General features: G+C 67.9%; 10 protein-coding genes and 1 pseudogene. 2 read left to right on the top strand and 9 right to left on the bottom strand.

Features of this window, described 5'->3' with window-relative positions; translation table 11 throughout:
* Nucleotides 1-68: 68 nt before the first annotated feature.
* From ectB to K8556_RS36575, 4 genes are all read right to left on the bottom strand, one after another.
* On the bottom strand, nt 69-1,340 hold the full coding sequence (gene ectB / locus K8556_RS36590) for a diaminobutyrate--2-oxoglutarate transaminase (RefSeq protein ID WP_223744762.1): 1,272 nt from the start codon (nt 1,338-1,340) through the stop codon (nt 69-71).
* Nucleotides 1,337-2,722, bottom strand: a complete 1,386-nt coding sequence (locus K8556_RS36585; protein WP_223744761.1) for a nucleotide disphospho-sugar-binding domain-containing protein — start codon at nt 2,720-2,722, stop codon at nt 1,337-1,339. The genes ectB and K8556_RS36585 overlap by 4 nt, the downstream gene beginning before the upstream one ends.
* Nucleotides 2,723-2,836: 114 nt before the next feature.
* A complete protein-coding gene (locus tag K8556_RS36580) occupies nt 2,837-4,261 on the bottom strand; it encodes a glycosyltransferase (RefSeq protein WP_223744760.1) in 1,425 nt (474 codons plus the stop codon).
* Nucleotides 4,258-5,508, bottom strand: coding sequence for a glycosyltransferase (locus K8556_RS36575; protein WP_223744759.1), 1,251 nt, complete (start codon nt 5,506-5,508; stop codon nt 4,258-4,260). The genes K8556_RS36580 and K8556_RS36575 overlap by 4 nt, the downstream gene beginning before the upstream one ends.
* Nucleotides 5,509-5,672: 164 nt before the next feature.
* Between K8556_RS36575 and K8556_RS36570 the strand changes: the two genes are divergently transcribed.
* Nucleotides 5,673-6,635, top strand: a complete 963-nt coding sequence (locus K8556_RS36570) for a glycosyltransferase family 2 protein (protein WP_223744758.1) — start codon at nt 5,673-5,675, stop codon at nt 6,633-6,635.
* Nucleotides 6,636-6,679: 44 nt separating this feature from the next.
* Here K8556_RS36570 and K8556_RS36565 read toward each other — a convergent pair whose 3' ends face one another.
* The 3 genes from K8556_RS36565 to K8556_RS36555 all read right to left on the bottom strand — a co-directional run bounded on the left by K8556_RS36565 (nt 6,680) and on the right by K8556_RS36555 (nt 8,726).
* Nucleotides 6,680-7,030 carry a DUF2019 domain-containing protein gene (locus tag K8556_RS36565; RefSeq protein ID WP_206884523.1) on the bottom strand — a complete coding sequence of 117 codons (351 nt, stop codon included), beginning with the start codon at nt 7,028-7,030 and terminating at the stop codon, nt 6,680-6,682.
* The gene (locus K8556_RS36560) at nt 7,030-8,382 is read right to left on the bottom strand and encodes a hypothetical protein (RefSeq protein WP_223744757.1); all 1,353 of its coding nucleotides are present in this window, start codon (nt 8,380-8,382) and stop codon (nt 7,030-7,032) included. Before K8556_RS36560 ends, K8556_RS36565 begins: the two co-directional genes overlap by 1 nt.
* Nucleotides 8,383-8,540: 158 nt before the next feature.
* A complete protein-coding gene (locus tag K8556_RS36555; RefSeq protein ID WP_223744756.1) occupies nt 8,541-8,726 on the bottom strand; it encodes a hypothetical protein in 186 nt (61 codons plus the stop codon).
* Between the two features lie 52 nt (nt 8,727-8,778).
* Between K8556_RS36555 and K8556_RS36550 the strand changes: the two are divergent.
* A pseudogene (locus K8556_RS36550) lies at nt 8,779-9,025 on the top strand (3-phosphoserine/phosphohydroxythreonine transaminase); the annotation flags it as partial.
* An 18-nt stretch (nt 9,026-9,043) separates the two neighbouring features.
* On the opposite strand, the gene K8556_RS36545 reads toward K8556_RS36550, so the two are convergent.
* Both K8556_RS36545 and K8556_RS36540 read right to left on the bottom strand, forming a co-directional pair.
* A complete protein-coding gene (locus K8556_RS36545; RefSeq protein ID WP_223744755.1) occupies nt 9,044-10,972 on the bottom strand; it encodes a B12-binding domain-containing radical SAM protein in 1,929 nt (642 codons plus the stop codon).
* Between the two features lie 91 nt (nt 10,973-11,063).
* Entirely contained in the window at nt 11,064-12,035 is a 972-nt protein-coding gene (locus K8556_RS36540; RefSeq protein WP_223744754.1) for a diiron oxygenase, read from the bottom strand.
* Nucleotides 12,036-12,099: the final 64 nt, after the last annotated feature.

The raw sequence follows: 12,099 nt of genomic DNA, 5'->3' as shown, positions 1-12,099 counted from the left end.
GCCTCCCACGGGAGGAAGGCCCCCTGGCCATGCGCTTCGCGGGTGGGACCGCGCGAAGAAGAGCGGCCTCAGGCTTCCGAGAGGGCCCCCGCCAGGATGGCGGTGCCTTCGCGCAGCTCGTCCACGGAGGTGGTGAGGGGCGGCAGCAGCTTGATGACCGTGTCGTCGCGGCCACACAGCTCCAGGATGAGCCCGCGCTGGAAGCAGCGCTGCTGGACGCGCTGGCCGCGCTCATGGCCGCCGTGGCCGTTCAGGTCGATGCCGTACGCCATGCCGAGTCCGCGCACCTCCAGCCCCGGGGCCGCCTGGCGCGTGAGCTCTCCCAGCAACTGGGACTTCGCCGTCAGGCCGTGCGTGAAGTCCTCCTGCGCCCAGTAGTCGAGCGCCGCGGTGGCCGCGACGAAGGCCACCTGGTTGCCGCGGAAGGTGCCCGTGTGCTCGCCCGGCCGCCACTGATCCAGCGCGGGCTTCATGAGCAACAGGGACATGGGGAAGCCGTAGCCGCCAATGGACTTGGACAGCGTCACCAGGTCCGGGACGATGCCCGCGCGCTCGAAGGAGAAGAACTGCCCGGAGCGGCCGCAGCCCGCCTGGATGTCGTCGACGATGAGCAGGATGCCGTGCTTCTCCGTCAGCTTGCGCAGGCCGCGCAGCCACTCGGCGCTGGCCACGTAGATGCCACCGTCCATCTGCGCGCTCTCGACGATGACGGCGGCGGGCACGTCCACGCCCGAGCAGTTGTCCTCCAGCATCCGCTCCATGAATGCCAGCGAGTCGAAGGCGCCCTTGGGCCCCTCCGGGTAGGGGATGAAGGTGGTGTGGCCCAGCGGAACGCCCGCGGCCGCGCGCACGCCCCGGCTGGACGTCACCGCGCTGCTGCCCAGCGTCATGCCGTGGTACGCGCCGGTGAAGGCGAAGAGGCCGGTGCGCTTCGTCACCTTGCGCGCCAGCTTGAGCGCGGCCTCCACCGCGTTGGTGCCCGTGGGGCCGCAGAACTGGACCTTGTGCTCCAGTGCGCGCGGGGCGAGCACCGTCTTCTCGAAGTGCGTCAGGAAGTCGCGCTTGGCCGCCGTGTACGCATCCAGCGCGTGCACGATGCCGTCGGACTCCAGGTATTCCATCACCTTGCGCTTGATGGGCTCCGGGTTGTGGCCGTAGTTGAGCGCGCCCGCGCCCGCGAAGAAGTCCAGGTAGCGCTTGCCCTGCGTGTCGAAGAGGGTGGAGCCCTTGGCGCGGGTGAAGACCGCCGGGAAGGAATGGCAGTACAGGCGGACGTTGGACTCACGCTGTTCGAACACCGTCGTGGCGGCGTCGGTGGAGGCGGCGGGCTGGGGGCTCATGGCAGGGCTCGGGCGGTGGGGACGGAAGAAGGGGAAGGCGCTCCGGCGGACAGCGCGGCCGGACGTGATGGGTGAAGGAAGTCCTCGATGACGTCGGCCGCGGGCCGCTCCCGCTCGGCCGCTTCGAAGCGGGCACGGAACCGGCGGAGGTTCTCGCGGTAGCGGGGGACGGTGACGACCTCGTCCAGGAGGGACAGCAGGGTCTCCGCGGTGACGCTCGCGGGAGAAGCGCGCACGCCCAGGCCATGGCGCACCACGCGGGCGGAGATGCCGGGCTGGTCGTACTGGATGGGGAGGACCACCATCGGCACTTCCAGGCTGATGCACTCCTTCACGCTGTTGAAGCCGCCGTGGGTGATCATCGCGGTGGCCCGCCGCAAGAGCGACACGACGGGCGCGCGCCGCACGGCGATGACGTTGGGAGCGCTGGCGTCGAAGGCGGCCGGATCCAGCTTGCGGCCCACGCCCAGCACGAACTGCCAGTCGGGCCTGCGGGCCGCCGCGTCGCGCACGGCGCGGAAGAGGCGCGCGTCCAGGTCCGTCACGTAGGGCAGGGTCCCCAGGTACGCGAGCACGAGCGGCCGGCCGTCGCGCAGCCGCTCCCAGGGGAAGTCCGGCTCCTGTCGCTCCAGGTCCACGGAAGGGCCCGCGTAGAGGTACTCGCCGCGCAGCTTTCCCCGCGCGGGCGTCAGCTCCGCGAACTCGCGCGGGCAGAGCACCAGCTCCGGCCCCCATGGCTTGATCGTGATGCCGTCGAAGTCCAGCCGCTCGCGGGGAAAGCCATGGTGCCGGGCCAGCCGCAGCAGGTGGGTGACCGAACGGGAGCGGAACCAGCGCCCCAGCCGGTGGCGGTACGTCGCGCGCCACCACGCGAGCCGCAGGCGGACGCGGGAGACGGCTCCTTCGTCAGGCACCAGCGGCGACGTCAGCGGGGGCTGTCCCGCCTCCTGCCGCAGCGGCAGCGTCGTATTCAGGAGCAGGCACGGCACGCCGGCCCCGTACGCGGCCAGCGGCGGCTCCGGCAGCAGCACGTCACACAGCAGCAGGTCCGGGCGCAGCAGGGCGAATGGCTTGTCGAAGGCGCCCGCCAGCACGGCCGCGTGGTAGCGATCTTCGTGGCGCTGAACCTCCCGCAGGAAGCGCAGCAGCTTCAGTCCACGCAGCTCGCTGGCGCGGGCCAGCATCTCCGCCTGGAACCCCTTGGGACAGAGCTCCTCCAGGACGGGAAGGAACTCGAAGCCTTCGGGCTCGACCAGCGTCTCCAGGTCCGGAATGCCGCAATAGACGACCCGGTGCCCCCTCGACCGCAGGGTCCTGGCAATCCCGAACGTCGGATTGACATGCCCATGGTCATCCAGCGGTGAGAGTACGAAGGTCGCCATTCCTCCGGGGGATTTACCGCCAGTGAACTGTTTCGGGTCAAGGATTTTTGGTCAAACCTGAGAAACAAGTCGGCTGCGATTCTCGGTGTTTGAGAAGGGTTGTAGCCTGAAATGTCACAAGCCGGGGGCCCGCAGGGTCAGCACCCCGCGTGAGAAGAGTTCCTGAAACATGTCTGTCTTCTCTGGCGGCAGCCTGGCCGCGGCCTCCCCGGCGCGGCACCCCGTCAGCTCCCGCATGAGCTGGAGCGCGTCGGGCTCCAGGGCGGTGGGCTCGAAGTCGGAGACGACCTGTCCCTCCTCGTCCAAGCAGCGCACGAGCGGTCCGGGCGCGACCTCCAGGGCCTCGAAGGGAATGGGGTCGGCGGCGGGGCCCTCCAGCCGCAGGAGGCACGTCTCCACGGAGCGGGCGAAGGCGGCGCGGGTGAAGGTCCGCTGGATGTGCTCGCGGCCGCGGAGGCAGGCCGCGGCCTGCCTTTCGGGGGCATCCAGGTCCGCGAAGATGCGCGAGGCCACCTCCGCGTACGCGCCCACATCCCCCCAGGCCATGCCCGGCGTCTCGTGGACGTGGATGCCGTGGTCCGGGGGCAGGGCGAACCGGTTGTTCCCGCTGCCATTGGTGTAGACGGGGCAGCCGTTGAACACGGATTCGAGCACGTAGAAGCCGAAGGGCTCCGGGAAGCCGTTGTAGGCCAGGCCGAAGCGGGCAGCGCGGAACACCTGGAACAGGGCCGGCTGGCTGAGCTTCTCCACCGGGACGAGCACGTCCTCCAGGGTGAGCCCGAGCGCGTCCAGGCCCATCCGCGCGGCCTCGGCGCTCCCGTCGCCCCGGGCGAACGCGTGGCGCACGAGCGCGAAGTCCTCCGCCTCGATGACGAGCCGGAAGCGGCGCCGCTGGCCATGTTCCTGCGCCAGCGCATTGAGGTTGAGCAGGATGGCGGTGACGGCGCCCCAGTCCGGCTTGCCGGGTTGGACGGCATGGCCGATGACGTCCCCGGACTCCAAGGCCTCGCGAAGATGCGGCGGAAGCTCCGCGCCCTTCAGCTCGGGGTGGCCCCGGGCTTCATCGACACAGGGCAGGGGAGGCGTGAGGAGGGACACGGTCTGGAACGCCCGGGGGTGCAGGCACTGGCGCCGGCGCCAGTCCGGCAGCGCGAGCAGGGACGTCAGCGCGCGCTCCATATAAGGAGAGAGCACCCAGTGTCCGTCGATGACCGGGGATTCGAGCCACGTGGACGGCGCGCCCATCAGCCCGTGGAACAGCACCAGCGTCTTGCGAGCCTGTTCGCGGGTCGGCAGCCGCATGGCGAGCGCGCGGTCGCAGTAGACGGCGAGGTCGGCCTTCGCGGCCGCCCGCATGCGCCGGAGCCTGTCCGCGGTGGCCAGGGGCGTGACGATGTCGCCCGCGACGGGGTGTTGCCCGAAGTGCGCCTCGGGAGTGTAGCCCAACCGGGCCAGCTCCTCCGCGAGCAGGGCGTTGATGTAGCCCGAGGCGTTCGCGTACGGCGCCGCCTCCATGAGCAGGGTCGCGCGACGGGTCATGGGATGGCTCGCTTGGGCTGCGGGGTGGCGCGGGATTCGAAGGGCTGAAGGAGCTGCTCGATGGTCCGGGCTCCGAGCCCGGAGTCGTCGGCGGCCAGGAAGTCCCGCTGGAGGGCCTGGACGCGGGAGCGGTAGGCGTCGTCGCCCAGCACCGCATCGAGCTGGGCGCTCAGGGACTGCACCGAGGCCTGGCGGATGTCGCCACGCAGTCCCAGTCCGTGATGCACGACGCGGGCGGCGTTGCCCGGCTGATCGAACACGAGCGGATGGACAATCATCGGGACGCCCAGGCAGATGCATTCCTTGACGCTGTTGAGGCCGCCATGGGTGATCATCACCGAGGCGCGTTTCAGGGCGGAGAGCTGGGGCACCCGCTCCACCACGGTGACGTTGGGGGGCAGGGGGCCGAAGCCCTCCGAGCCCACCTGTCCGCCCACCGCCATGAGCAGCCGCCATTGGGGCCGGCGCGCGACGGTGTCGATGACGGCCTGGAAGAAGGGGCGGTGCGCGCGGACGCGGTCGCCATGGCTGCCCAGCGAACACAGGATGAGGGGCTCCGTCCCGGAGGCGATCTCCGGAGGGAGGGGCGCTTCGGTGCGCTCGCGGTCGACGCAGGGCCCCAGGTAGTGGATGCCGCCGGACGCCCGGGGGAAGTCGAACCCGGGGGTGCACGTCACCAGGGTCGGCACCTTCAGATGCGGGCCAATCTGCAGGTGGGCGTGGAAGTCCCCGGGGCTTGCGTCGGGGTGGCGGCGGTAGAACTCGCGCACCGGGGCGCGCATCCGTTCCCCGCCGGGCATGAACGTGTGCAGGTAGAGCCACTCCCAGGCGGCGCGGATGCGGATCCGCGAGCGCAGGCTGCCCGTGGGAATGTGGTGGGACGTCAGCGGAGGCACGGCCGCGTCGCGATGGAGCGCGAGGTTGGTGCAGAGCTGGAACGCGGGGATGCCCACCTTGTGGGCCGCGAGCGCCGGAAGCGTGAACGTGGCATCCACGAGCAGCAGGTCGGCCCCGCTGTCACGCAACCGTGACTCGAAGGCGGAGCCGAAGAGGATCTCCCGGTTGCGCTCACCGCGTCTGCGGATGAACTCCCGCGTCAGCTCGCGGTGGGCGGAGGAGGTGAGGTCCGGGTCGGCCAGCCGCGAGTGCAGCTCCGCCTGATATCCCCGGGGAAGCACGTCCTCGAGGATGGGCGTGAAGGGCCACGGCTGGCGGCGCAGGTAGGCCTCGCCGTCCGGGGGCGCCATGTAACCAATCTCATGCCCGCGCGACGCAAGCTGCCTGGCCAGGCCGAACGTTGCGTGGATGTGTCCCGCCTCCGGAAGCGGAAGAAAGACGATTTTCGCCATGGCCTGGAACGTTATCAGACAGGCAGAATAGGAAGCCCCGCAAGATGAGGAATATGGATCCAATGAGGCCCCGAGTCTCCGTGGTCATTCCTGCCTTCAATGTGGAGCGCTATCTGGGGGCCGCCCTGGACTCGGCGTTGGGGCAGACGGTGGAGGACGTGGAGGTCGTCGTGGTGGACGACGGCTCGACGGACGGCACGGTGGCGGTGGCCAGGGGCCATGGCGACGCCCGGGTGCGGGTCTTCGAGAACGCGCGCAACCAGGGGCCTTCCTGGAGCCGGAACGTGGCCATCGAGCAGGCGAGGGGGGAGTGGATCGCCATCCTCGACGCGGATGACTGGTGGAAGGAGGACCGGCTGGAGCGGCTGTTGGCATTGGCGGAGGAGCGCCGCGCCGACATCGTCTGTGATGACCTGCTCCTGGTCCCGGAGGGCACGCATGAGCCGGAGTCCACGTTGTTCACGGTACACGCCGCGCGGTTGGGACGGATGGACGGTCCGTTCGAGGTCTCGGCGCTGAAGATGGTGATGGATGACTATGGCATCCTGAAGCCTCTCTTCCGGCGTGAGTTCCTGGTGACAAGTGGCGTGCGTTACAACCCCGCGTCCCGGGCGGGTGAGGACTTCGAGATGCTGCTCCGCTGCCTGCTGGCCTCCGGCAGGATGGTGGTGTCACACGAGGCCATGTATTTCTACAGGGCTCGAAGGGACTCGCTCATCGCCAGCCCCGTGTACTGTCTTTCGCGAATCCTTGAAATGACAGACGCGCTCATCCGTGAAGTGGATGCGAAGACGCACGCGGAGATTGTCGAAGCGCTGGAAGGCTACCGGCGGCGCAAGCGGGACGAACTGGGGGATGCGAGCTTCCGTGAGCCCTTGCACGCCGGACGCTGGGGGGAGTGTCTGTCGCTCGCGGTGAGGAACCCCGCGATGCTGGTACGCTACGCGGCGGTCCTGGGGGAGCGGTTCCTGCCAGTGGGGCTCGTGCTCGCCATGCCTGAACTGGGCAGTGGAGTGTGGCGGTAGGGCACGGGAATCGAACTCGCCAGGGCCAGCGGCTGCGAGCAAGGCTACTCCGGATCGAGCGCCCAGGTTCCTTCTTCCCAGCGTTTCAATGCCTGCTGCGCTCCGAACGGGACCAAGCCCTGCCCCTTGGCAGCTTCCTCCAGGACCGCTTTGGCTTCGGCCGTCCGATAGCGGAGCAAATGCGCGGCAGCCATCACGCGCACGTCCATGCGCTCATGCTTGAGCAGTACGCAGAGCGCGTCACGTCCGGCATTGCCGTGGGCCAGGAGCTTATCGACGGCGGCGCCGTACTTCCTGGCGTGCTTGTTTCCAGTCTTGGCGTCTCCCCGGAAGATGGCCTCGTTCTGCGCGACCACGTTCTCGGCGAACTGCTCGACAAGGTCCTGCAACTTCATCACCAGAGCCCCTTTCCGACGTTCTCAATGGCCAGAAGCCCGAAGTCACGTTGGGCCTCGTAGGACTGCGTGCTCAACCATTGCCGTACGGTCAATGGCGAGCCGGTGATATCGCGTCGAATCGATGAAAAGAACGCGCTGACATCGTTGTGTAGGCTCTTGTCCAGTGGGATGAGGTTCTCGGTGTTGTGGAGGGCCTGGGGACCGAAGCGCTTCACGTTGCCCGGGGTCTGCTCGACGATGTGGTGCCACTCCTTGTTCTTGCCCGCCGGGCCCATGGCCTTCTTGAATCCACTGAACGGGGCCCGGGCCCGGTAGCCCGAGGGACGCGCCTTGGCGGAGGCATTGCCGCCCGTGGCTTTGGCCGCCATGGCCACCGCACCGGGCGCGAGGGCGATGGTGACGGTCTCGGCGCTCACGGCCACCGTTCCCACGTCCGCGACCGCCGCGAGCCTGATGCCCATCTGCGCTTCGGCCTGCACCGCCGCCTGCGCGGCGCCGGGGAGCATTGGCACCTTCGACCCCAGCCCCGCCGCCGTGTTCCCAAGGGCGGCCGTCGCCAACATGGCGAACGCGCGCGCCGCGTTGCGGCCCATGACCTTGCCGTAGCGCTCGCCCGCTTCGCGGAGTTCGTCAAACGTGGTGGCCCGCTCCGCCTCCTCCACCAACCGCTTGAAGCCCACGATGAGGCTCCAGAAGGTATCGATCCCTACGTAGGCAATGAGGGAGGCGGTCATCACGGCTGCCACGCCTTTCGAGAAAGGCTCGGGCACCGCGAGCAAGATGCAGTACGTGGTCCATGTCCAGAGGACCGCCGCCATCATGGCCTGGGGGTTGGCCATGTCCTTGAAGGCGTCCATCATCTCGTTCCGTACGACGCCTTGGGCCAGGGCCATGGCCAGGGCGTAGCGGCCATCCCCGGTGACAGTGGCGCTCTCCACCAGGAGGCTCAAGCAATCGCCGGGCTGGTTCGTGCGCCCGCACCAGCGCAGGTATGCGCGCGTCAACTCCACCTCTGTTGAGGGGCGTTCGCCCTCCAGGTGTTCGCCCGGTCCCAGCGGGATGACACGGTGGCTGCGCGGCTCGTACAGGTACGAACCGCTGCGCGGCTCCACCTCGAACAACCGCCGGGCTGTTTCCTGGGGACGTGTGGACGTCCGCACGCGCTGGGCGAGTGCTGCTACGGCTTCAACGAAGTCGTCTTCGTCCAACTCCACCGGCGCGGCATCGCCGGTGCGTGGGGCGAGGACGATGGGGTCGCCGTGGCCCGTGTGCAGGCGCACGGACTTCGTGGTGCCGCTGCATCCGGCCAGCATCACGATCAGTAGAGGAATCGACCATCGTGGCGGCATGCGGAGCCTTCCTGGCGCTGGCGCTCGTTGCTCAGGAGCGTATCGGTGGCGCAAGGTCAGGCAATACCAGACCACGGCATCTCCGTAAGTCCTCGCCCGAGCCCGTCGAGAGCGAGGTTGACGAAGAGGTTCTGCGAATCAGTGCTGGGTGCGTCGTCTCAGCGCGACGTGGCGCGAGCCTCGGCCCAGAGGGAGACTTCGCCGTCCGCCTTCACGGCCGCGCGCAGGTAGGCCTTGGGCTCGACGCCGCAGCGCTTCGCCGACTCCAGCAGGCTATAGCGGATGGCGGCCACCTCGGTGCCCCGGCGGCTGCGGCTGCCGTAGTGATTCCTTCGGCCCACCACCGGCCCGCGCAGGGCCTCTCGGTGGCGTTGTTGTCCAGGGGCACGAGCTCAGGGCGGCGCGTCGCAGCAGTTCGCGCAGGTGCCCATGAACTTCCTGCCCCCCGGCGGCTCGGCGGACTACGTGGTGACGGGAGGCTGGAGCGAGAAGGCGGTGGACGAGGCGCGCTACCAAGGCACGCCGCGCATCGCCGCGAACACGGTGGACAAGGACAAGCGCTTCACGCGGATCCCTCCAGGCCGAGCTCCAGTTGGATCCGAAGGCCGCCTACGTCCACATGACGAGCAACAACACGCTCTTCGCGGCGGCAGGCGGCTGCTCAGCTCGCCACGGCCACCTGGGGGCGCCGGACGGGGGCGATGGAGGGGAGGGCCGGCTCCCAGACCGGGAGGATGCTCCCCATCTTGTGGAGCTTCGCCTCGCAGTAGGACAGGTTGTCCTCGTACGGCTTGTTCGCCATGAACGGCATCTGCGCCCCGCGGTACTTCACGCGCATGCGCGTGCTGGGGGCGCCGTCCAGCCGGAGCATCTCCCACGCGAGCTGCGCGTACTTCTCCGGGATGTGCACGACCAGGGCATCCTTCTCCTTCGACACCACCGTCACGTGCTTCAGCAACCCCTCGCCGTTGGTGACGGGCGTGTTGCTGTACACGTGCGGGCGGTTGAGCAGGTCCAGGTCGAACAGGAACTCCAGCGGGTCGGTGTTCATCATGCCCAGCGACTGCATGAACCCGGCGAGCAACTGGTCGAACTCCCTGCGGAACTCGTGCAGGGTGACGTGGAAGATGCCGCCGTTGGCGCTGAACTTCGACTGGCTGCTCCCGTCGATGATGCTGCTGATGTACTGCGTGTAGGGGTGGTCGGGGAACCGCTTGCAGTACTCGGAGAACGAGGAGATCAGGTCCTTGAAGGCGAGCAGCCCCTGCTTGTCGAGGTACTTCCCGACGAACTGGAGCGCGCGCAGGCTGTACAGGCTCGTGAGGTGGTACCCGAACCGAACGCCCTCCTTGTACTCCTCGCGGGTGACGTCCCTCGTCGCGACGACGACCTGGGCCTCGCTGTTCGGGTCCTCGTCGTTCGACACCTCCAGGTTGAACTCCTCGCGCTGGCTGTTCATCGGGACGTTGTTGATGAGCAGCAGGTGGTGGATGAGGATCGCGTCGGCCTCATAGCTGCAGAGCTTCCCGATGCCTTCCTTGAACGTCTCCAGCGTCTCGCCGGGCAGCGGCCAGATCATCTCCACGAACGAGGAGAGCTTGCTGCGCCGCAGCTCCTCCTGGAGGTTCAGGTAGGCGCTCTCCTTGATGTTGCCGCGCTTCACGCTCTTCAGCGTGTTCGCGTCCATCGTCTGGAGCGAGACGGGCTGGGTGGAGATCAAGCCCTCCTGGCTCAGGATGCGCGTGATCTGCGTCACGCGGTCCGGGGAGTTCTTCGCCGCGCTCAACCACACCGTGAGCGGGTAGCCGTACTTCCGCTTGCACTCGGCGATGTGCTGGGCGATCTCGATGTCCCGCGTCAGCATCCCGAAGTTCGCGTCGGTGATGAAGATGTAGAACGCCCGGCGCTGGCTGAGCCAGGTGATCTCCGCCTTCACCCGGTCCATGTCCGTCTTGAAGACGCGCGAGTTGGTCGCCGCCCCCCAGAAGCAATAGGTGCACTGGTAGGGACAACCCCGGTTCGTCTCGATGGGCGCCCAGACGTACTTCTCGCTGTCGAAGTAGCCCTCCAGGTACGGAGACGGGATCGCGTTCAGGTCCTGGATGCGCTCCTGGGGCGCGCTCGTGATGAGCTCTCCGTTCCGGTAGAAGGTCAGCCCCTTGACCTTGCCCAGGTCGGGCTGCTCGGAGCAGAGCTCCGCCAGGTAGTTCGCGAAGGTGTACTCACCTTCACCGTTGCAGAGCACCACCCGCTCGTTGCCCGGGTCCAGGTACTTCGCCCCGTGGTTCATCACCTGCGGGCCGCCCAGGATGACGTGCGCATGGGGCTTTCGGGCGGTGAGGGTGGGGAGCCACCGCTTCACGAACCCCATGTTCCACACATAGCAGGAGATCGCGTAGACGTCGGCGTCGATGGCGTTGAGCCGGTCCTCGAACCGATTGTCGTTGATGCAGATGGAGTGGATCTCGAAGCTGCACGAAGCCTTGATGGCGGCGTTCTGCTCGGCCACGCCACGCATGTAGCCAGAGGCCAACGGATACACGCCCGCGAAGACCGTCAATTCAATGAAAGCGACCCGTCGGTTGACCATGGCACCCATCTTGCGCGTTGGTTGTGGTGGTACAGCGTCAACGTGACGGCAGACAGGCTGGCTGACAGCTCCCCCCGGCTGCCTCCCAGACTCACTGGGGGAGCAGCTTGAAGCGGCGGAGCGCTTCGCGCGTCGGCGCGTGCGCCAGGACGTCGCACTGCATCAGGACATAGACGAGGTACCCGGAGAGCGGATACCGCGCCCGGAAGTCCTCCAGCGCCGGCTCCACGTACGTCTCGGAGAGGATCCGCTCGATGTGCTCCGCCGGAAGCCCGAGCTGCTCCAGCACCACGCGCTCGTAGCCCGCCAGCGCCTTCGGGTCGAGGTACTCGCGGATGAACCCGGGCAGCACCTGGCCGATGGCGAGCCGTGCGCTCTCGTCCATCTCACTCCACACCAGCTTGAGCACGTTCATGAAGAGGACCGCGTGGCGGCCCTCGTCGCGGACGTGGTCCTCCATCACCAGGTGCAGCACCTCGTTGAAGGTCTTCTCGGCCGTCAGGTTCAGCAGATCCTTGGTGAGCGTGTTCTCACCCAGGCAGACGGCGATGATCTCCCAGAGCCCGTGCAGCGACTCGGGCAGCCGCTGCTTGCCGAAAGCCATCGACCTGGACAGGTCCGTCTCCGTGCCCATGGGCAGCGGCTTGACCCCCGTGCGCTGCTCGATCTGCCGCATGAAGTCGCGCGCCACGTAGGCGTGGTAGGCCTCGTCGATGATGATGGTGAGCGCGTCGTGGCGGATGTCGTCAGGGAAGGCGATGGGCGTGTGCCCGTTGGAGATCTTCATCGCCACCTCGTTGACCGTCTCCGTCTCGAAGATGGCGATATCCCCCATGAACTTGTAGGCGGAGTGGATGAAGAACAGCCGCAGCTTGTCGGGCGGAAGGCTCTTCATCAGCGGGTGGGTGAGCAGCGCCGCCTTGGCCGGGGGATACAGATGGCCCACCACGTCGCCCTCTGGCAGCACACGCCGCGGCTTGCTGCGCGTGGCGGCGAGCGAATTCCAAACCAGCTCCTTGGTCTTGTAATCCCTCGGAGAAATCGCGCTCGGCCGCTCAGCCATCAACAGGGTCCTCCCCAGGTCCCAGCCACGCCGCTATAGTCTATCTCAAACAGTACAATATTGT

Origin of the sequence: Corallococcus sp. AS-1-12 (genome assembly GCF_020036995.1) — a bacterium.
In the GTDB taxonomy this organism is placed as follows: domain Bacteria; phylum Myxococcota; class Myxococcia; order Myxococcales; family Myxococcaceae; genus Corallococcus.
Note: the sequence above shows the minus strand (reverse complement) of the source record. Positions and strands in the feature narration are given on the sequence as shown.